This window comes from Burkholderia sp. 9779_493 (assembly GCF_015712215.1).
In the GTDB taxonomy this organism is placed as follows: domain Bacteria; phylum Pseudomonadota; class Gammaproteobacteria; order Burkholderiales; family Burkholderiaceae; genus Burkholderia; species Burkholderia cenocepacia.
This window is the reverse complement of sequence record NZ_JACCQA010000048.1, coordinates 22,561-41,753: the sequence shown is the minus strand read 5'-3', so window position 1 is coordinate 41,753 and position 19,193 is coordinate 22,561. Positions and strand designations below refer to the sequence as shown.

18 protein-coding genes are annotated in these 19,193 nt (G+C 69.9%); 7 read left to right on the top strand and 11 right to left on the bottom strand.

All coding sequences use genetic code 11. The features are described from left to right. Positions 1 to 172: 172 nt before the first annotated feature. From H0X95_RS32040 to H0X95_RS32030, 3 genes are all read right to left on the bottom strand, one after another. Positions 173 to 1,564 carry an enolase C-terminal domain-like protein gene (locus tag H0X95_RS32040; protein ID WP_059721147.1) on the bottom strand — a complete coding sequence of 464 codons (1,392 nt, stop codon included), beginning with the start codon at positions 1,562 to 1,564 and terminating at the stop codon, positions 173 to 175. A gap of 62 nt (positions 1,565 to 1,626) precedes the next feature. Next, positions 1,627 to 2,967: an MFS transporter gene (locus tag H0X95_RS32035; RefSeq protein ID WP_059721079.1), complete on the bottom strand. Its 1,341-nt coding sequence runs from the start codon at positions 2,965 to 2,967 to the stop codon at positions 1,627 to 1,629. 214 nt (positions 2,968 to 3,181) lie between these two features. Continuing rightward, a complete protein-coding gene (locus H0X95_RS32030; RefSeq protein ID WP_059721078.1) occupies positions 3,182 to 4,156 on the bottom strand; it encodes a LysR family transcriptional regulator in 975 nt (324 codons plus the stop codon). A 40-nt stretch (positions 4,157 to 4,196) separates the two neighbouring features. Here H0X95_RS32030 and H0X95_RS32025 point away from each other — a divergent pair, with 40 nt between their 5' ends. From H0X95_RS32025 to H0X95_RS32015, 3 genes are all read left to right on the top strand, one after another. Continuing rightward, entirely contained in the window at positions 4,197 to 4,928 is a 732-nt protein-coding gene (locus H0X95_RS32025; RefSeq protein WP_059721077.1) for a glutathione S-transferase family protein, read from the top strand. Between the two features lie 125 nt (positions 4,929 to 5,053). Continuing rightward, a complete protein-coding gene (locus tag H0X95_RS32020; protein ID WP_059721076.1) occupies positions 5,054 to 5,686 on the top strand; it encodes a DUF2239 family protein in 633 nt (210 codons plus the stop codon). Positions 5,687 to 5,701: 15 nt separating this feature from the next. Then, positions 5,702 to 7,033, top strand: coding sequence for a carotenoid oxygenase family protein (locus tag H0X95_RS32015; protein WP_059721075.1), 1,332 nt, complete (start codon positions 5,702 to 5,704; stop codon positions 7,031 to 7,033). Between the two features lie 19 nt (positions 7,034 to 7,052). Here the strand turns inward: H0X95_RS32015 and H0X95_RS32010 are convergent, their stop codons facing one another. The 4 genes from H0X95_RS32010 to H0X95_RS31995 are packed head-to-tail and all read right to left on the bottom strand — an operon-like array spanning position 7,053 to position 11,313. After that, complete coding sequence (locus tag H0X95_RS32010; RefSeq protein WP_059721074.1) at positions 7,053 to 8,219, bottom strand: ABC transporter permease; 1,167 nt, start codon at positions 8,217 to 8,219, stop codon at positions 7,053 to 7,055. A gap of 8 nt (positions 8,220 to 8,227) precedes the next feature. Then, complete coding sequence (locus H0X95_RS32005) at positions 8,228 to 9,382, bottom strand: ABC transporter permease (protein WP_006484503.1); 1,155 nt, start codon at positions 9,380 to 9,382, stop codon at positions 8,228 to 8,230. A gap of 21 nt (positions 9,383 to 9,403) precedes the next feature. Further along, positions 9,404 to 10,102, bottom strand: a complete 699-nt coding sequence (locus H0X95_RS32000) for an ABC transporter ATP-binding protein (protein WP_006484506.1) — start codon at positions 10,100 to 10,102, stop codon at positions 9,404 to 9,406. Positions 10,103 to 10,107: 5 nt separating this feature from the next. Beyond that, positions 10,108 to 11,313: an efflux RND transporter periplasmic adaptor subunit gene (locus tag H0X95_RS31995; protein ID WP_034201102.1), complete on the bottom strand. Its 1,206-nt coding sequence runs from the start codon at positions 11,311 to 11,313 to the stop codon at positions 10,108 to 10,110. A gap of 342 nt (positions 11,314 to 11,655) precedes the next feature. Between H0X95_RS31995 and H0X95_RS31990 the strand changes: the two genes are divergently transcribed. Further along, on the top strand, positions 11,656 to 11,889 hold the full coding sequence (locus tag H0X95_RS31990; protein WP_006494172.1) for a hypothetical protein: 234 nt from the start codon (positions 11,656 to 11,658) through the stop codon (positions 11,887 to 11,889). Between the two features lie 80 nt (positions 11,890 to 11,969). Here the strand turns inward: H0X95_RS31990 and H0X95_RS31985 are convergent, their stop codons facing one another. Continuing rightward, positions 11,970 to 12,740: a Mut7-C RNAse domain-containing protein gene (locus H0X95_RS31985; RefSeq protein ID WP_059721073.1), complete on the bottom strand. Its 771-nt coding sequence runs from the start codon at positions 12,738 to 12,740 to the stop codon at positions 11,970 to 11,972. Between H0X95_RS31985 and H0X95_RS31980 the strand changes: the two genes are divergently transcribed. Together H0X95_RS31980 and H0X95_RS31975 are read left to right on the top strand one after the other, a co-directional pair. Beyond that, positions 12,630 to 13,706 carry an NAD(P)-dependent oxidoreductase gene (locus H0X95_RS31980; RefSeq protein ID WP_268258401.1) on the top strand — a complete coding sequence of 359 codons (1,077 nt, stop codon included), beginning with the start codon at positions 12,630 to 12,632 and terminating at the stop codon, positions 13,704 to 13,706. The two genes, H0X95_RS31985 and H0X95_RS31980, sit on opposite strands and share 111 nt — an antisense overlap. A gap of 73 nt (positions 13,707 to 13,779) precedes the next feature. Further along, positions 13,780 to 14,415, top strand: coding sequence for a LysE family translocator (locus H0X95_RS31975; protein ID WP_006489505.1), 636 nt, complete (start codon positions 13,780 to 13,782; stop codon positions 14,413 to 14,415). Positions 14,416 to 14,506: 91 nt separating this feature from the next. On the opposite strand, the gene H0X95_RS31970 is transcribed toward H0X95_RS31975, so the two are convergent. Then, complete coding sequence (locus H0X95_RS31970; protein WP_196446351.1) at positions 14,507 to 15,790, bottom strand: MFS transporter; 1,284 nt, start codon at positions 15,788 to 15,790, stop codon at positions 14,507 to 14,509. Positions 15,791 to 15,887: 97 nt separating this feature from the next. On the opposite strand from H0X95_RS31970, the gene H0X95_RS31965 reads away from it, so the two are divergent. Continuing rightward, positions 15,888 to 16,817, top strand: a complete 930-nt coding sequence (locus H0X95_RS31965; RefSeq protein WP_006497430.1) for a LysR family transcriptional regulator — start codon at positions 15,888 to 15,890, stop codon at positions 16,815 to 16,817. A 184-nt stretch (positions 16,818 to 17,001) separates the two neighbouring features. Here H0X95_RS31965 and H0X95_RS31960 read toward each other — a convergent pair whose 3' ends face one another. Further along, positions 17,002 to 17,835: an OmpW/AlkL family protein gene (locus H0X95_RS31960; protein WP_006491960.1), complete on the bottom strand. Its 834-nt coding sequence runs from the start codon at positions 17,833 to 17,835 to the stop codon at positions 17,002 to 17,004. A gap of 18 nt (positions 17,836 to 17,853) precedes the next feature. Then, positions 17,854 to 19,095 carry a DUF2957 domain-containing protein gene (locus tag H0X95_RS31955; RefSeq protein ID WP_006481600.1) on the bottom strand — a complete coding sequence of 414 codons (1,242 nt, stop codon included), beginning with the start codon at positions 19,093 to 19,095 and terminating at the stop codon, positions 17,854 to 17,856. Positions 19,096 to 19,193: the final 98 nt, after the last annotated feature.

The window sequence follows — 19,193 nt, the reverse complement described above, 5'->3', positions numbered from 1 at the left end:
CTTCCGCTCGTTGGGTCTTCCGTCGCTGGGTCCATCGCCGATCAACTGATCCGAACCGCCGTGTACGGACCCGTACGCACGGTGGTGCAGGAGGGGTCGGGCCGCGAGGCCTGCCCCTATCCTAATTACCGTGGCAACCGCGGCCTGTTCTCGACCGTCCCGCCACCCCGCCCTAGACCCGCCCCAAACTCGGCCGCTTCGGGTCATACGTCCACCCCGGCACCAGATACCGCATCGCGACCGCATCATCGCGCGCCGTACCACCCACCGCGTTGTACAGCGCATGCGCGGCCTCGACCTGCGCGATGTCCAGCTCGATGCCGAGCCCCGGCCGTTCGGGCACGGCCACCTTGCCGCCGACGATCGCGAGCGGTTCGCGCGTGAGCCGCGCATCGCCTTCCTGCCAGATCCAGTGCGTATCGATCGCGGTGATCGTGCCGGGCGCGGCCGCCGCCGCATGCGTGAACATCGCGAGCGACACGTCGAAGTGGTTGTTCGAGTGCGAACCCCATGTGAGTCCCCAGTCGCGGCACAGCTGCGCGAGCCGCACCGAGCCGTGCATCGTCCAGAAATGCGGATCGGCGAGCGGGATGTCGACCGCCTGCAGCCGCACCGCGTGATCCATCTGTCGCCAGTCGGTCGCGATCATGTTGGTCGCGGTCGGGATCCCCGTCGCGCGGCGGAATTCGGCCATCACCTCGCGGCCCGAATAGCCGCCTTCCGGCCCGCACGGATCTTCCGCGTACGCGAGCAGGTGGCCTTGCCCGCGGCACAGCGCGACGGCCTCGTCGAGCGACCACGCGCCGTTCGGGTCGAGCGTCGTGCGCGCGTCGGGAAAGCGCGTCTTGATCGCCGCGATCGCTTCCATCTCGTCGGCGCCGGCCATCACGCCGCCCTTCAGCTTGAAATCGGCGAAACCGTAGCGCTCGACCGCGGCTTCGGCCTGCCGCGCGATCGCGGCCGGCGTGAGCGCCGCCTCGTTGCGCAGCCGGAACCACGGGTCCGGCGCCTGCGCCTCGTCGCGATACGGCAGATCGGTGCGGCGCCGGTCGCCGATGTAGAACAAATACGCGAGCATCGGCACCGCGTCGCGCTGCTGACCTTCGCCGAGCAGTGCCGCGACCGGCACGTCGAGGTGCTGGCCGAGCAGGTCGAGCAATGCGGCTTCGATCGCGGTGATCACGTTGTCGAGCCGCAGGTTGATCTCGTGCGGCTGGCGCAGCACTGCCGCCTCGCCGGCCGACGTCACTTCGTGGCGGATCGTGCGGCCGGCGCCTGCGCCGGACAGCGCCGCGCGCACCGCGTTGAGCGTCGCCTGGTAGCGCCCGATCGACTGGCCGACGACGCGATCCGTCATGCGTTCGAGCGCGTGGCGGATGCCTTCGCCGCCCGGTACTTCACCGACGCCCGTGTGCCCGCTGCTGTCGTCGAGGATCACGAGGTTGCGCGTGAAGTACGGCGCATGCGCGCCGCACAGGTTGAGCAGCATGCTGTCGCGGCCGGCGACGGGAATCACCTGCATGCGCGTGACGCGCGGGGTGCCGGCACGGCTCGGTTCGGACATCGGTTCGCTCCTGGTTTCGGTGGCGTGCGGGCCGCCGGACGCGCCGGCGCGGCCCGCGCCGTTCATTGAAGCTCGACGCGGCGGATCTCGCCGACGACGAACAGGTAGCAGATCACGGCGACGAGCGCGTGCGCGACGACATAGACGAGCGCGCCGTTGAACGAGCCGCTGCGGTCGACGATATAGCCGATCGCGATCGGCGTCGTGATGCTGGAAAGGTTGCCGCAGGTGTTGAGCAGCGCGCCGCTCAGGCCGGCGATCTGGCGCGGCGCGGTGTCGGCGTTGACGGCCCAGCCGAGCGCGCCGAGCCCCTTGCCGAAGAACGACAGCGCCATGAACACCACGACGAGCACGTGCGAATCGGTGTAGTTGCAGACGATCATCGACATCGACAGCAGCATGCCGATCACGATCGGCACCTTGCGCGCGATCGACAGCGACCGGCCCTGCCTGAGCAGCGCATCGGACACGACGCCGCCCAGAATCCCGCCGAGGAACCCGCACACGGCCGGGATCGACGCGACGAGCCCCGCGTTGAGGATCGACATCCCGCGCGCCTGCACCAGATAGACGGGAAACCACGTGATGAAGAAGTAGGTGAGGGCGTTGATGCAGTACTGCGCGACGTACACGCCGACCAGCATCCGGTTTCTCAGCAGCGCCTTCACGTGATGCAGCGACGGGCCGCCGTTGCGTCCGCCGATCGCCTGGTCGATGTTGACGAGCGCGCCGCCTTCCGTGAGATAGTCGAGTTCCGCGCGATTGATGCCCGGATGATCCTTCGGGTCGTACATCGTGCGGTTCCACACCAGCACGAGCGCGAAGCCGAGCACGCCCATCACCGCGAACACCGACTGCCAGCCGAACGCGTGCACGAGCCAGCCCATCAGCGGCGCGAACACGACGGTCGCCGCGTACTGCGCGGCGTTGAAGATCGCCGACGCGGTGCCGCGCTCGGGCGCGGGGAACCAGGTCGACACGATCCGGCTGTTGGCCGGGAACGACGGCGCCTCGGCCGCGCCGACCAGGAAGCGCAGCCCGAACAGCAGCGCGAACGCGGCCGCACCGCCGAAGAAGCCGATCCCGCCCTGCAGCAGCGTGAACAGCGACCAGAAGAAGATGCTGAATGCGTAGACGATGCGCGATCCGAAGCGGTCGAGCAGCCAGCCGCCCGGCAGTTGCGCGACCACGTACGACCAGCCGAACGCGGAGAAGATGAAACCCATCTGCACATGCGTCAGGTGCATCGAGCGGGCCAGCGCCGGGCCCGCGATCGCGATGGCCGCACGATCCGCGTAGTTGATCGTCGTGACCGCGAACAGGACGGCCAGCACGAGCCAGCGCACGCGGGTGCGCCGGGCCGTTGCCGACGCGGACGCCGGCAGCGCGTGAAGCGGATTCATGACTCGTCTCCTCCGAAGGGCGGAAGGTGCCGTCGTGCGGCACGCGCGTCGGTGCGCGCGTTGTGTGTATCGATGCCGCCGGCGGGAGACCGGGCACCGGACGCCGAGGCAGGCGGGGCGTCCGGGCCATTCTGTCATGTCGAAATTTGCGCTTTCATGCCAATTGCTGACTTGATCGATTCAGCATTTGAATCGATCGAATGGACGCATGCGGTCACGCGCGCGCGTCGTCCGGGCCGCTGCCGTGGTGACGCGCCACGTGCTGCGCGAGAAACTCGACGGCGGCGCGCACGCCGGGCAGCTGGCCGCGCCGGTGCGGCATCAGCAGCGTCGTCGTGACGGTGCCGGCGCACCAGCCGGGCAGCACGCGCACGAGCGTACCGGACGCGAGCGCGGCGCCGGCGATCCAGTCGGGCAGGCACGCGAGGCCGAGGCCGGCCGTCGCCGCCTGCAGCAGCAGCGTCGATTCATCGGCCTGCAGCCGCAGGCGCGGCGTCACGTCGACGGCGTCGCCGCCGCACTGCAGCCGCCACGGCTGCGGGCCCGGGTGGAGCCCGTCGTGCTGCGCGAGATCGGCCGGCGTGTCGGGCGTGCCGGCCCGCGCGAGATAGGCCGGCGCGGCCACGACGACGATCGGGGACGCCGCGAGCGGCCGTTGCACGAGCGCGGAATCGGGCAGCGGCGCGAAATGGCTGCGCACCGCGATGTCGAAGCCTTCCTGCGCGATGTCGACGAGTCGGTCGCTCGCATGAATCTGCAGCAGCAGCTTCGGGTGCGCGATCGCCAGTGCCGGCAGGCACGGCGCGAGGATGTGCTGCGCGACCGGCACCGAGCTCGTGATCCGCACGACGCCGGCCGGCTCGGCGGCCTGCCGCAGCACCGCGTCGCGCGCGCTGTCGGCCTCGATCACGGCCGCGCGCGCATGCTCGAAGAATTCGGCGCCGACCGGCGTGAGCCGGAAGCTGCGCGACGTGCGATGCACGAGCCGCGCACCGAGCGTGCGCTCGAGCTCGGCCACGCGCTTGCTGACCGTCGATTTCGGCAGGTCGAGCCGGCGCGCGGCCGCCGACATGCTGCCGGCATCCACCGCCTGCACGAACAGGTAGAGATCGTTCAAATTCACTTCCAGCGTCCACATGAAGAAACGAAGGGTTTCGATTTTAGCGGCTACTGCGTCATCGTTCGCCATGGGAGCATGACGGCTCGTTCAACTTTCACGGAATGTCCCGATGTCTCCGATCCTTCTCTACGGTATTCCCGCCGGCTGCTCGTTCGGCTCGATCGTCGCGCTCGAATGGACCGGCCGCCCGTACCGGCTGTCGCGCATCACGATGCCGGGCGCCGTGACGAGCGACGCGTTCCTCGCGCTGAACCCGGTCGCCGAAACGCCGGCGTTCGTCACCGCGAACGGCGACGTGCTGACCGAAAGCATCGCGATCCTCGGCCATATCGGCGCGCAGGCGCTCGACAGCGGCCTCGCGTTTCGCCAGGGCAGCGCGGAGTTCGACCGGCTGAACCGGATGCTGGCGTGGCTGAACACGACGTTCTTCAACGCGTTCGGCGCGCTCTGGTACGTATACGAACACGACACCGAAGGCGCCGAGAAAGCGGCGCTGCAGGCGTACGGTCGCGGCAAGGTGCTGAAGGCGCACCGTCAGCTCGAAGCGCTGCTCGAGCGCGGCGAAGGCCCGTGGCTGCTGGGCGCGCGGCGCACGCTGGCCGATGCGTACTTCACCGGGATCGCGCGCTGGGCCGACTATCACGCGGTGTTCGAGCCTGATGCGTTCCCGCGCGTCGCCGCGCTGCGCGCGCGGCTCGCCGACGATGCCGGCGTGCAGTTCGCGCACGCGATCGAGGAAAACCTGCCGCCGCCGGCGTCGTCGGCGTTCGAAGGACATGTGTCGCTCGACGACGCGCTGGCCAGCGCGCGCGGCATCGTGGTGTCGGCGCGGGTGGTGTGATCGGCTACTTCGGTCGCCCCCAAGGCGGAATCGGCTCCCCATGTTTTTACCCGGATAATATTGACATCCAATTAATACCCGGATAAAAATAGCGTCATTCCGATTCCAGCCTGCGGGCGACCACGATGACCTCTTCCACACTCCTTCCTTCGTACACGGCCTTCGACGGCCACCGGCGGCTCGCGTCGGGTCCGCTCGCGACGGTCGCGCTTGCCGTCCGGCAGGCGGCCGGCGACGCGATGCCCGGCACGATCCTGATCTTCGACGACGCGACGGGCCGCTCGATCGACCTCGACCTGCGCGGCACGGCGGACGACATCCGCGCGCGCTATGCGGCGCCGGCGGCCGACGCGTCCAGCGGCGCTGGCGAACCGGCAGGCGCTGGCGCTCCCGAACAGCGCGGCCGCGGCCGGCCGAAGCTCGGCGTCGTGTCGCGCGAGGTCACGCTGCTGCCGCGTCATTGGGAATGGCTCGGCGCACAGCCGGGCGGCGCGTCGGTCGCGCTGCGCAAGCTCGTCGAGGACGCGCGGCGCACGCACGCGGCGGCCGACCGGCAGCGCGACGCGCAGGCGCGCGCGTATCACTTCATGTCGGCGATGGCGGGCGACCTGCCCGGTTTCGAGGAAGCCGCGCGGGCGCTGTATGCGAACGATGCGGCGCGACTGGCCGAGCTGATCGCCGGTTGGCCGGACGACGTGCGCGACCATGCGCTCGCGCTGGCGCGCGGCGATCTGCCGCCGGCCGCCGAAGACTGCTGACGGAGCGCCGACGCGATGACCGTATTCGACCTGAACCGCGGCGCGCTCGCGCCGGTCGCCGACGAAGTGGACGTCGTCGAGCTGCGCGTGACGGGCGCCATTCCGCGCGAACTCGACGGCACGTTGCTGCGCAACGGCCCGAACCCGCCGGGCGGCCGTTTCGACGGCAACGACATGCTGTCGTGGTGGCCGGAGGCCGCGATGCTGCATGCGATCGCGTTCGACGACGGCCGCGCGGCCGGCTACCGGAACCGCTGGGCGCGCACGCGGCGCTGGGCGGCCGTCCACGCGCCCGGGCAGGCGCCGCAGCTGCCCGACACCAATCCGAACGTGAACGTGCTGCAGCATGCGGGCGAACTGCTCGCGCTGGCCGAGGGCGGCGCGCCGCTCGCGATCACTGCTGCGCTCGATTCGTTCGGCGCGCCGACGCGGCACGCGGGCATCGACGGCGGGATGACCGCGCATCCGAAGGTCGACCCGGTGACCGGCGAGCTGATCCTGTTCCGTGCGGACTGGCGCGCTCCGTGGCTGCGCTACGGCGTCGTGGATGCGCAGGGCGTGCCGCGCGTCAATCTCGAGATCGAACTGGACGCGCCGGCGATGATGCACGACCTCGCGATCACCGAAACCCGCAGCCTGCTGCTCGACCTGAACGTCGGCTACGACTTCTCGCTGCTGCAGCGGGGCCACCGGATGCCGCTGCGCTGGCACGACGACCGGCCCGCGCGCATCGGCGTGCTGCCGCGCCACGGCGGCGACGTGCGCTGGTTCGGCGTCGAGCCGTGCTTCATCCAGCACGTCGTGAACGCGTACGACTGCGACGCGTCGTGCATCGTGCTCGACGCGGTGCGCTACCCGTCGTTCCTGCGGCTCGACGCGCGCACGGGCCGCTTCGCCGACAACCCGGTCGGCGAGCTGTGGCGCTACGTGATCGATACCGCGAATGGGCTGATCGACGAAGGGCCGCTCGCCGACGGCGGCATCGAGCTGCCGCGCATCAACGAAAGCCGCACGGGGCGCCGCTACCGCTATCTGTACGCGGTCGAGCAGCCGAACAACGCGGAAATGCGTGGCGTGATGCGCTTCGACCACGCGCGCGGCACGACGACGCACTACGCGGTGCCGGCCGGCGACCAGAACGGCGAGCCGGTGTTCGTGCCGCGCCCGGGCGGCGCCGACGAGGACGACGGCTGGCTGCTGGTGATGGTCTACCGCGCGGCGACGGATACGAGCGACGTCGTGATCCTCGATGCGCGCGCGATCGACGCGGGGCCGGTCGCGACCGTGCACCTGCCGCGTCGCGTGCCGGCCGGGTTCCACGGCGCGTGGGTGCCGCGCGAACGTTGAGCGTGACCGGCGGCGTGCGTCACTGCGCGCGCAGCGCGTCGACGATCTTCAAGCGCGCGGCGCGCATCGCCGGCAGGAACCCGCCGACGAGCCCCATCACGAGCGAGAACACGAGCGTCTTCACGACGATCGCGGGCGTCAGCACGAAGCGGAACGACAGATCCGAGAAGGTCTGGAAGTTGGTCGTCGAGAACGACGCGAACTGCATCAGCGACGCGCACGCGAGCCCCGCGACGCCGCCGACGAAGCCGAGCAGCAGCGCCTCCAGCAGGAACGCGACGAGCACGCTGGTGCGCTTGAAGCCGAGCGCGCGCAGCGTGCCGATCTCGGCCACGCGGTTCGCGACCGACGCATACATCGTGATCATCGCGCCGATCATCGCGGCGATCGAGAAGATCGTCGACAGCGTGATGCCGAGGATGTTGATGAAGGTCGACAGCGCCTTCGACTGGTCGCCGTAGAAGGTCTGCTCGCGCTTCGCCTCGTCGGTCAGCCGCGGGTCGACGTCGATGTCGGCCTTGAAGCGCGCGAAGCCGACCGCGCTCGGGATGCGCAGCACCATCGACGAATAGCTGGTGCGCCGGAACGACTGCATCAGCTGGTCGACGTCGCCCCAGATCTCCGAATCGAAGCCGCTGCCGCCCGCATCGAAGATGCCGACGATGGTCCAGTCGCGCTGCGCGAAATGCAGGCGGTCGCCGAGCTGCGTGCCGCTGAAGCCTTTCGCGATCGCGCTGCCGACGACGATTTCCGACGAGCCGGGCGCGAACGGGCGGCCGGCCACGAGCTTCACGTGCGGACGCAGCGCGAGGCCGGCCGGCGATACGCCGCGGATCACGACGTTCGACGGCTTGCCGGTCGACGTCTTCACGAGCGAGATCAGCACAACGGCTTCCTTCGACACGAGCGGCCGGCCGTCGGGGCCGAGCGCGACGGCCGGGTGCATCTCGAGCGCGTTGGCCTGCTGATGGTCGATCGAACTCTGGATCTCGGTCTCGGCGCCCTTGCGGATCACCACCGCGTTGTCCGGTTCGCCGGTCGACACGAGCGTTTTCGTGAGCCCCGCATCGAGCATCTGCACCGTCGCGAACACGAAGATCACGAGCGCCATCCCGCCCGCGGTGAGCGCGGTGGTGAGGCGCCGGGTCCACAGGTTGCGCGCGATGTAGGTGAGCGGGATCGCCATGCGCGCCTCTAGCCGATCGCCCGCAGGCCTTCGACGACGCGCACGCGCGCGGCCTGCCACGCCGGCACGAGCGCGGCCGCGAGGCCGACCGCGACCGAGCACGCGGCCTGCAGCACGATCGTCTCGGTCGACACCTTGAACACCGGGAAGATGCCGCCGGCCGCCTGCTTGAACAGGCTCGCGGCGGGCGGCGTCGCGAGGATGCCGAGCCCGCCGCCGGCCACCGCGATCACGACCGATTCGCCGAACACGATCAACGCGAGGAACCCGGGGCCGAAGCCGAGCGCCTTCAGCGTCGCGTATTCGGCCGTGCGTTCGCGGGCGCTCATCGCCATCGCGTTGGCCATCACGGCCATGATGATCAGGATCACCACGTACGACACCAGGCGGATCGCCGCGATGATCTGGTTCGACATCGCGACGAAGCCGAGCTGGAACGCCTGCTCGGTCTCGGTCAACGTTTCGGCGAGCGAGTTCTTGAACACCGCGTCGACGTTGCGCGCGATCGACGCGCCGTCGTCGGGGTTCGCGACGCCGAGCACGAACACGCCGACCTGGTCGGCCTGCTTCGGCGTGCGCTTGCGCACCGTCTCGTTCAGGTAATCCCAGTGGAACACCAGCTGGCGCGTGATCGTCGAATCGTCGCGGCCGTCGAGAATGCCGCGCACGACGAAATCCCACGTGCCCGGATAGATCGTGCCCTTCAGCGGAATCACGTCGCCGACCTTGAAGCCGAACTGCGTCGCGAGCTGGCGGCCGACGAGGCAGCCGCGACGGTCGCGGTCGTAGTCGGCGCGCTGCTGCGCCGGCAGGATGAATTCCGGATACAGATCGAGATAGTTCTCCGACACCGCGAAGCTCGCGAAGAAGTTCTTCGGGTCGCGATAGATGCCGCCGAACCAGTTCGAGCGGACCACGGCCGTCACGCCGTCGACGCCGCGGATGCGGTTCTCGTAGCTGACCGGCAGCGGAAACACCAGCGAGATCGCGTTGCGCGTGACGAGCCGCCCGCTGGACGCGGCCGCCGCGCCCGCGTACCACGCGTCGACGACGGTGTGCAGCAGCCCGAACGCGAGCACTGCGATCGTGAGCCCGAGCACGGTCAAGAGCGTGCGCAGCCGGTGCCGCAACGCGTTGCGCGCGATCAGCTTCAGCACATACATCGCGCGCGCTCCCGCCGCCGGTCAGCCGGCGTGCCCATCGATCAGCTCCCCTTTTTCCAGATGGACGAGCGAGCGCGCGGCGCCGGCCGCATGCGCGTCGTGCGTCACCATGATGATCGTCTTGCCGAGTTCGGCGTTCATCCGCTGCAGCATCGCGAGCACGTCGGTGGCCGACGCGCGGTCGAGGTCGCCGGTCGGCTCGTCGGCGACGATCAGCACCGGATCCGTGATCAGCGCGCGCGCGATCGCGACGCGCTGCTGCTGGCCGCCCGACAGCTCGGACGGGTAATGGCTCGTGCGATCGCCGAGATTCACCATGTCGAGCACCAGCTCGACGCGTTCGCGCCGCTCGCGGCGCGACAGGTGTGTGAGCATCAGCGGCAGCTCGACGTTCTCGAACGCGGTGAGCACGGGCATCAGGTTGTAGAACTGAAAGATGAAGCCGACGTTCGCCGCGCGCCATTCGGCCAGTTGCGCCTCGGCGAGTTGCGAGATGTCGAGGCCGCCGACGCGCAGCTCGCCGCTGTCCGGCCGGTCGATGCCGGCCACGAGGTTCAGCAGCGTGCTCTTTCCGGAGCCCGACGGCCCCATCAGCGCGACGAAATCGCCTTCGCCGATGTCGAGCGTGATGTCGGTCAGCACCGGCACGATCTGGTTGCCGCGCCGGTACGACTTCGCGACGTGGCTGAGCTCGACGAGGGGCGGCGGGGCGTCGTTCACGCGCGCTACTTCTTCGCGACGGTCACTTTCGCGCCGTCCTTCAGCTTCGCGTCCGGCGCGAGCACGACCGTGTCGCCCGGTTTCACGCCGCGCACCGCGACCAGCTCGCCGATCCGCATGCCGCGCGTCACGGCCACCGCGTGCGCGCTGTCGTCCTTCACGACGAACACGACCGGCCGGCCGTCGCGCTCGACCACCGCGCTCGCCTGCACGGCCGTCACCGGCTGCCGGTCCTGCGGCGTCGCGGGTTTCGACAGGAATGCGATCTTCGCGCTCATGTCGGGCAGCACGCGCTCGTCGCGGTCGACGAAGCGCACCTTCACGAGCACGGTGGCCTTCGAGCGGTCGACGGTCGGCACGATGCGCGACACGCGGCCCGCGAAGCGCATGTCCGGCAGCGCGTCGAGCTGGATCTCGCACGGCTGCTCGGCGCGGATTTTCGCGATGTTCGATTCGGCGACGTCGGCCTCGACCTCGAGCGTGTCCATGTCGGCGATCGTCACGACCGCGCCCTTGCTGTCCGACGCGGACGAGAACGGCGTGATGTTGTCGCCGACGTTCGCATGCTTCGCGAGCACGATGCCGTCGAACGGCGCGCGGATCACCGTCTGGTCGACCGCGACCTGCGCGGCCTGCGCGTTCGCTTCGGCCGACACGATCGCGGCCTGGTCGCTGGCGAGCGTCGCGCGCGCCTTGTTCACGCGGGCCGTGTCGGTGTCGAGCTGCGCGGCCGGCACCGCGCCCTTCGGCGCGAGCGCGGACGTGCGGCGCAATGCGATCTCGGCGTCCTTCAGTTCGGCCTGCGCGACGCCGAAGTTCGCGCGGGACACCTGCACCTGCGCGCGCGCCTGCGCAAGCGACGCTTGCACGTCGTTGCTTTCGAGCCGCGCGATGATCTCGTCCTTCTTCACGCGCGTGCCTTCGAGCACGCCGAGCCATTCGACGCGCCCCTGGCCCTTCGACGCGACCGCGGCCTTGCGCTGCGGCACGACGTAGCCGGTCGCATTGAGCTGCGTGTCGTTCTGGTACGGGTAGGCGGACGTGACGGACGTGGTGTCGACGGTCGGCCGGCCGGTGAGGGCGAGGCCGGCGACGATCGCGACGACGATCAGCGCGGCGGCGACCGCATAGCGCGCCCAGCGGCGCCGGCGCGGCACCGGGGCGATCGGACGCCGGTCGATTTTCAGTTTGTCCAGATTGTGGTCGGGCAATTTGAGCGCCTCGAGACGGCGGGGGTCGTGGGTTTCCGGGAAAGGGACGGATGGACGCCAGTATAAGCGTCGCTCCGGCGCCGCGCGAGCCGGTTTGCGGCGCCGTGCGGCGGCGGCCTGTCGGGCCGGCCGGCATCGGCCGACGAGCGCGCCCCCGGGGAAACCCGAGGACGCAAGCAACGTGTCAACTTGCCGCGAAGGCGGTGCGTTATGGAACCAGTGCGTCAGGTTTTGTCGCGACGGCACGGCGCAAGCCGGCCATGCGGCCTGGGGCTCCGATGCGAATGCCTCGCATCTTTAATTACCGGTACGTTTGATTTTTTCTCCGCTAAAGGAAGAACAATGAAGAAGACGCTCGCTTCGATCATCGCCGCAGCATTCGCTCTCGCATCGGTTTCGGCATTCGCACAGGCGTCCGCGCCGGCAGCCGACACGTCGGCCGCCGCTCCGGCACCGGCCAAGAAGGATCACAGCAAGCCGAAGCACCAGCTGAAGCACCACGGTTCGAAGAAGGGCCAGGCGAAGGCTGCAGCCGCATCGGCCGCCGGCACGAACGACGCAGGCACGCAGAACTAAGCGGTTCGCCGCCACGGCCGGCGTTGCCGGCCATCGGTCGGCCAGCCCCGCATGCTTCGGCATGCGGGGTTTTGTTTTTTTCAGGCACCGGATTCACCCGGTTCGTCGGCCCGGACGGGCGGCGGCGCGCGCATCGCGTCGACCACCGCGCGCATGCGCCGCCAGTGCGAGCCTTCCCAGAACACGCGCCGGCACACGTCGCACGCGGCGAAGCGCCGGTGCCGCAGCCGGACGCCGGCCGGCACGCGCGGCGCGGCGGCGGCTGCATCGAGCGGCTGCAGCGGCGCGTTGCAGCGCAGGCACAGCCGGAACGGTCGCATGTGCGGCGCGAGATCGAGCCGCTCGAACAGCTCGTGCAACTGGTCGGCCGGCCGCTGCGCATGCAGGTAGCAGCCGCGCACGACCGCACGCCGCTTGAGCAGCTCGCGGTCGCGCGTCAGCACGATCCGGTTCTCCCGCTCGGCGAGCGCCGCGAGTTCGTCGTCGCGGTAGTGGTTGTCGTAGCAGGTGTCGAACCCGGCGAGGCGCAGCAGTTGCGCGAGGCCGCCGAGCTGCGCGTCGGCGACGAAGCGCCATGCCGCCGGTGGCGGCCCGGTTGCACCGTGGGCCGCCGGCCCGGCGCGTTCGGGCAGGACTTCGACACGGTCGCCGTCGTCGAGCGGCCGGTCGAGTGCGGCCGGCGCGTCGTTCACGTACAGCCGGCCGATTTCGGTGTGCGGGACGCCGAGCGCCTCGATCGCATGCTTGACCGTCGCGTCGCGGGCGCATGCGTGCGCGAACGCCCGGTCGCGCTGCGGGCGCGCGAGAAAGGCGTTCAGTTCGCCGTGAAAGCGGAAGGTCGCGGTCGCCATCCGTGCAGTATCGCACCGCGCCCGGCCGGCGGCAGGCGCTGCAGACCGCCGGCATCTGTGTTTAACTCGCGGCTTCACGGAGCGAAGGAGCAGGACATGGATCTCGGGTTTATCGGGCTGGGCGAAATGGGGCAGGCGATCGCGACGAACCTGCTGAAGGCGGGTCACCCGGTGCGGGTCTGGAACCGGTCGCGCGAGCGGGCCGAGCCGCTCGCGGCATTCGGCGCGCAGATCGTCGACACGCCGGCCGACGCGTTTCGCGGCGACGCCGTGTTCTCGATGCTCGGCGACGATGCGGCCGCGCGCGCGGTGTTCGACGAGGCGCTGCTGGCCCAGGCGCCGCGCGGGCTGATCCACGTGAACATGGCGACCGTGTCGGTCGCGCTCGCCGAATCGCTCGCGCACGCGCATGCGTCGCGCGGCATCGACTATGTCGCCGCGCCGGTGATGGGCCGGCCCGACGTCGCGGCCGCCGCGCGCCTGACCATCATGGCCGGCGGCCCGGCCGAGGCGATCGACCGCGTGCAGCCGCTGTTCGACGCGATCGGCCAGAAGACCTGGCGCTTCGGCTCGCTGCCGCAGCACGCGAACGTCGCGAAGATCGCCGCGAACTTCACGCTCGCGTCGGCGATCGAGACGCTCGGCGAGGCGTCCGCGCTGCTCGGCGCGCACGGCGTCGCGATGCGCGATTTCCTCGACGTGATCACCAGCAGCGTGTTTCCGGGGCCTGTCTACGAAGGCTACGGCGCGATGATCGCCGAGCGGCGATACGAGCCCGCGCGCTTCAAGGCGCGCCTCGGGCTGAAGGACGTCCGGCTCGCGCTGGAGGCGGGCGACGCGACGTCGGTGCCGCTGCCGGTGGCGAGCGTCGTGCGCGACAGCCTGCTCGACGCGCTCGCGCACGGCGGCGGCGATCAGGATTTCGCGGTACTCGGCGAGGTCGCGCTGCGCCGCGCCGGCCGCTGACACGCGACAGAAGCGCGACCCGCACGGCATAATCGGCGGTTCGTTTCCCCCTACATTTGAGGCAGAGGCAGTCATGAACTTGCATACGTGGTGGCTTTTCGTGGCGACGGTGTTCGTCGTGTCGGCGATTCCGGGCCCGAACATGCTGCTCGTGATGACGCACGGCGCGCGGCACGGGCTGCGGCGCTCGTCCGCGACGATGGCCGGCTGCCTGAGCGCGCTGGTGCTGATGCTCGCGGTATCCGCGGCGGGCCTCGGCGCGGTGCTCGAGGCATGGCCGGCGATGTTCAATGGGTTGCGCTTCGCGGGCGCGGCCTACCTGATCTATCTCGGCGTGAAGGCATGGCGCGCCCGCGTGGACGACACGCCGGCGGCCGACGTCGATGCCGTGTCGCACGGGGCGTCGGCGTCGCGCGCGGTGCTGTTCCGCAATGGCTTCCTGGTCGCGGGCAGCAACCCGAAGGCGATCCTGTTCGCGGCCGCGCTGCTGCCGCAGTTCATCAACGCGGCCGAGCCGACGCTGCCGCAGTTCGGCATCCTCGTCGTCACGTTCGCGGTGATCGAGGTGAGCTGGTATCTCGTCTACGCGTCGTTCGGCACGCGTATCGGCGCCACGTTGAAGAGCCAGAGCGTCGCGAAGGTGTTCAACCGGTTGACGGGCGGGCTGTTCGTCGGCTTCGGCGCGATGATGGCGCTGGTCCGTCACTGATTCCCGGCCGGCTCCGGCGTACCGAACGCCCCGTCCCTTGCAAGAGGGCGGGGCGTTCGGCTTTTGGAAGCCGCTCCACAGCGTTGCCTGCTCACGCACGCGGCCGATCCAGCGCCGCCTTGCCGGCCCCGCGTCCAGCCACCAGCCCGAACACGGCCGTCGCGCCCGCGAACGCGAACCCGACACCGCATACCGCGCTCCAGCCGCCCCATGCCCATGCACTGCCCGCGAGCGCCGCACCCAGCGCGCCGCCGCAGAAGAACAGCCCGACGAATAGCCCGTTCAGGCGTCCGCGCGCGGCCGGGTTCAGCAGGTTGATCTCGCGGCGGCCGATCGTCTGGTCGACGATGACGCCCGCATCGAGCAGCGCCGCGCCGCCGGCCAGCAGCGCGAGCGCGACGCCGCGATGCGCATGCGCATCGAAGCCGAACCAGCCGGCGCCGGCGACGCCGAGCACGACGAGCGCCGCGAGCATCGTGCCGTGCGCGAGCCGCTGCGCGGCCGGGCCGTGGCCGCGGTCGCCCGCGCGGCCGGCGAGCGGCGTGACGATCGCGCCGCTCGCGCCGGCGAACGCGAACAGCGCAATGCCGTGCAGGTCGAGCGCGAACGGCGGCTGCGCGAGCCGCAGCCCGACGGCGGTCCAGAACGCGCTGAACGCGGCCATCGCGAGCGCGGCCGACAGCGCATGCCGGCGCAGCACCGGCTCGTCGGCGAGCAGGCGCCCCATCGACGCGAGCAACGCGCGGTAGCCGGCCGTGATCGACGGCGTGCGCGCCGGCAGGCGCAGCGCGAGCACGACGGCGATCGCCGCGTTCGCGAGCGCGGCCAGCAGATAAAACGCGCGCCAGCCGGCCGACCCGGCGATCAGGCTCGCGAGCGGCCGCGACAGCAGGATCCCGAGCATCAGCCCGCTCATCACGTTGCCGACCGCGCGGCCGCGCTGCGCTTCGGGCGCCATCGACGCGGCCATCGGCACCAGCATCTGGATCACGCTCGACGCGGCGCCGGCCACGAGCGTCGCGAGCAGGAACACGGTGCCCGACTGCGTGAACGCGGGCAGCGCGAGCGCCGCCGCGCAGACGGCGAGCGTCGCGACGATCAGCCGGCGGTTCTCGAGCAGGTCGACCAGCGGCACGAGCAACGCGAGTCCGGCCGCGTAGCCGAGTTGCGGCAGCATCGCGACGAGGCCGGCGAGACCGGGCGGCAGGTGCAGGTCCGCGCTGATCGGGCCGGTCAGCGGTTGCGCGGCGAACAGGTCCATCACGATCACGCCGACCGTCGCGGCGAAGAACAGCGTCATGCCGGTGCTCAGCACGGGCGGCGCGGCGACGGACGGGGAAACCGGGGCGGAGCAACGGTGGGCAGGGCAGTTCATCGGAAGCCTGGGAGGGAGATCGAAGGAACTCCCATCGTAGGGGCCCGATGTTTATGCGACAATTGAAATATGTCTAACATGATTATGCGAGTTTGTTTTGAATACGCGTGATCTCCAGGCGTTCGTCGCGGTCGTCGACAGCGGGTCGATGGTCGCCGCGGCCGCGAAGCTCCACCTGACGCAGCCGGGCCTGACGCGGCGCGTGCAGAACCTCGAAACGCTGCTCGGCGTGCCGCTGCTCGAACGGCAGAGCAAGCCGCTGAAGCCGACCGCGGCCGGGCGCGACGTCTACGCGCTCGCGCGCAACGTGCTCGGCGCGGTCGACGAGTTGATGGCGGCGGGCGCGCCGGACAGCGAGCCGTCGGGCGAGCTGCGCATCGGCGTGCCGCCGTTCCTGTCCGAGCTCGCGCTGGAGCGGCCGATCGACCGGCTGCGCGATGCATTCCCGCGCCTCACGCTGCGCGTGACGGCAGGCTGGTCGCCTGCGCTGGTGCAGGGCATCGAGCGCGGCGCGCTCGACGTCGCCACCGTGATGGTGCCGGCGAGCGCGACGCTGCCCGACGCGCTGACCGCGACGCTGCTCGCCACGCAGCCGACGGTGCTCGTCGCCGCGCGCGATTTCCCGCTGCCGGACGGCCCGCTGTCGCTCGACACGCTGTCGGGTTTTCCGTGGGTGCTGAGCCAGGACGGCTGCGGAATGCGCTCGGCGCTGAGCCGCGCGCTCGGCGCGGCCGGGCTGCCGTTCGACGTCGCGGTCGAGGCCTTCGGCTCGGAGCTGCAGTTGTCGCTCGTCGCGCGCGGCGCCGGCATCGGCATCGCGCCGCCGAACGCGCTGGCGCGCAGTGCGCATCGCGATGCGCTGCGGGTCGTGGAAACGGCGGGGCTGGAAACGCGAATCAACGTGTGGATCGTGCACGGCACGTTACCGGGCCGGCTGATGCGGCCGGTCGCGCTGCTGCGCGACGCGCTGGGCGAGGTGCTCGAGCGGGAGAACGGAACGGGGTCAGGTGCCGTTACGGCGGACTAGAGGCCGCATTCGAGGGAAAATCCTTATTTTCTCTACGGAAATGTTGCATTGCGGAAACCGATTCGATATGATTGGAACTGTCTCCTCCATGTCTCCTCTGATATGGATTCAGCCCGCCACTTAGGCGGGCTTTTTTTTGCGTGCGATTTTGTCGCGGCGCTTCCGTTGCCGACTGTCGCCGCGCTCAGAACTTGTACGTCATCCCGACGTAGCTGATGATCGGGTCCGCCTTCAGGTCCGATTTCGACTCGGCGAGCACCGAGCCGTCGGCCGCCTTGATCGTCACCGTCGACGTCGTCTTCAGCGGGATGTAGGTGACCGACGCCACCAGCCCGAAGTGTTCCGTCATGTTGTACTGCAGGCCCGCGTTGAACACCGGCTGCCAGGACGACGACGCCTTCGCTTCCACCGAGGTCGTGCCCGGCTTGCCCGCGCCCGCCGCGAGAATCGCGCCGAGGTTGTCCTGCGTCTGCTTGATGAAGTTCGTGTTGAGCTGCAGGTCGCTGAACCAGTTGTACGACACGCCGAGGCCGAGGAACGGCCGGAACTTCGCGGTGGCCTGCCCGAAGTAGTACTGCAGGATCACCGCGGGGCTCCACTGCCGCACGCTCTTCACGATCGGGTTGACCGAGCCCAGCCCGATGTTCTGCGTGCCGAGCGCGCCGGCCGGGCCGGGCGGCTTGATCGTGCCCTGGCCCGACACCTTGAATACCGGCGGCACGCCGGCCACCGACGTGACCGCGATGTGGTCGGTCAGGAAGTGGCTGACCGTCAGGCCGACGGTGTCCGCGCCGCTCGTGTGCAGCCCGGTGCCCGGCGACGTGAACGACGGCGGCAGCCGCAGCGGCGTGTTGATCGGCGTCGGCGCGACGTTGGTCGTCATCGGCGTGCTGCTCTGCTGCGGCATGATGTGGAACCAGCCCAGCGTGACGACGTTGCTGCCGGCGCTCTGCGCGTGCGCCGCGAGCGGCGCCACGGCGGCGGCGCCGGCCGCCGCGCAGAGAAGGGTTTTCTTCATCACGGCTTTTCCCTCCGCTTACTGGACGAATGCGCCGATCGTGAAATACGGCGTCGATCCCGCGTTGTCGAGGAAACCGAACACGCCACCCGTGAAGATGAACTTGCCGGTCGGCGACGTGCTGCCCGAACCCGTGTGGATCGTCGTGACCGTGCCCGGCACCTTCTGCGTGTAGTCGAGATCGAGCGCGGTCGCGAGCGATGCCTGCGACGGCTGGAACGGATCGAGCAGCGTGGCCTGCTTGTCGATCAGCGCGGTGGTCCGGTAGTCGAACTGGCTGTCGACGCCGATGTACTCGCCGTTCTGCGAACCGGCCGCCACCGCCGTCTGCGGCGCGAGGATCGAGATGCTCGATTCGTCGTCGGCGGTCAGGCCCGGCACGCCGTTGCTGTCCGGCGTCGGGTTCGGGTTCGCGACACCCGTGCGCACGAGGATCGGCACGAGCTGGTTGCGCAGCTTGCCGACGATCATGAAGCCCTTGCCCTGCGGCGTGGCCGACAGCGTCGGCTTCAGCTGGCTCCGGTAGTTGTTCGACTGGAACGCGCCGCTGCCGTCGGCCGACTGCACGAAGTTCGTGCCTTGCTGCACGCACGCGCCGCCCGCGAACTGGCCCGTCGTGTCGCACTTGGTCCACGTGCCGTCCGCGTTGATCGTCACCTTCGCATCGATCGACGCCGGCGCGAATTTCTGCGACGGCACTTCGCCGAAGCCGATGTGGCTGTACGTGCCCGCGACCTTCGTGATGTCGGTTTCGATCGACGAGAAGCCGATGAACGGGTAGTACGGGAATTTCGTGTCGGGCACCGCCGCCTGGCCGAGCACGCCGTCGAACTGGATCTCCTTGCCGGGAATCGTGCCGCCCGCGACGCCGAAGCCGACGAAGATGCGCGCCGGACGCGACGCGTCGAGGCTCGCGCCGTTCAGGCGGAACGCGCACTGGTTCAGCTTGTTGGTCGGCAGCAGCGTTTCCTGCGTGAGCGTGCCGCTGTCGACGGTGCCCGCGCGGGTCGGCACGACGGTGCCGGTCTTTTGCGGTACCGGCGATTCGACATAGGTGACCTGCCAGGTCATCTTGGTCGTGTCGAGCTGCACCTTTGCGAGTTCGCCGCTGCCCGCGCCGCCCGTGAACACGGTGTTGTAGTCGAGCGTGGCCGGGCAAAGCCGGTCTTCGACGAGCGGGGGCGGATTGTCGCTGCCGCCGCCGCAAGCCGAAAGAAGGGGGGCGGCAAGGGCCGCCGCCAGAATGAGGTTGCGCTTCATGTTGCTCCTCCAGATTTGTCTTTGTGCGGCGGCCAGCTCCCTGTCGGCCGCTTCTGTTGGTCGTGCTCGTCCTGCTTGCGCCGTGCCGAGCGCCTTCG

Bases quoted from the DNA above. Each gene is read 5' to 3' on its own strand.
- H0X95_RS32020 (WP_059721076.1), top strand. From the start codon at position 5,054: ATGACCTCTTCCACACTCCTTCCTTCGTACACGGCCTTCGACGGCCAC.
- H0X95_RS31955 (WP_006481600.1), bottom strand. From the start codon at position 19,095: ATGAAGCGCAACCTCATTCTGGCGGCGGCCCTTGCCGCCCCCCTTCTT.
- H0X95_RS31970 (WP_196446351.1), bottom strand. From the start codon at position 15,790: ATGAACTGCCCTGCCCACCGTTGCTCCGCCCCGGTTTCCCCGTCCGTC.
- H0X95_RS31985 (WP_059721073.1), bottom strand. From the start codon at position 12,740: ATGGCGACCGCGACCTTCCGCTTTCACGGCGAACTGAACGCCTTTCTC.
- H0X95_RS32015 (WP_059721075.1), top strand. From the start codon at position 5,702: ATGACCGTATTCGACCTGAACCGCGGCGCGCTCGCGCCGGTCGCCGAC.
- H0X95_RS31990 (WP_006494172.1), top strand. From the start codon at position 11,656: ATGAAGAAGACGCTCGCTTCGATCATCGCCGCAGCATTCGCTCTCGCA.
- H0X95_RS31960 (WP_006491960.1), bottom strand. From the start codon at position 17,835: ATGAAGAAAACCCTTCTCTGCGCGGCGGCCGGCGCCGCCGCCGTGGCG.
- H0X95_RS32025 (WP_059721077.1), top strand. From the start codon at position 4,197: ATGTCTCCGATCCTTCTCTACGGTATTCCCGCCGGCTGCTCGTTCGGC.
- H0X95_RS32030 (WP_059721078.1), bottom strand. From the start codon at position 4,156: ATGGCGAACGATGACGCAGTAGCCGCTAAAATCGAAACCCTTCGTTTC.
- H0X95_RS32035 (WP_059721079.1), bottom strand. From the start codon at position 2,967: ATGAATCCGCTTCACGCGCTGCCGGCGTCCGCGTCGGCAACGGCCCGG.
- H0X95_RS32010 (WP_059721074.1), bottom strand. From the start codon at position 8,219: ATGGCGATCCCGCTCACCTACATCGCGCGCAACCTGTGGACCCGGCGC.
- H0X95_RS31980 (WP_268258401.1), top strand. From the start codon at position 12,630: ATGCTTGACCGTCGCGTCGCGGGCGCATGCGTGCGCGAACGCCCGGTC.
- H0X95_RS31975 (WP_006489505.1), top strand. From the start codon at position 13,780: ATGAACTTGCATACGTGGTGGCTTTTCGTGGCGACGGTGTTCGTCGTG.
- H0X95_RS32005 (WP_006484503.1), bottom strand. From the start codon at position 9,382: ATGTATGTGCTGAAGCTGATCGCGCGCAACGCGTTGCGGCACCGGCTG.
- H0X95_RS32040 (WP_059721147.1), bottom strand. From the start codon at position 1,564: ATGTCCGAACCGAGCCGTGCCGGCACCCCGCGCGTCACGCGCATGCAG.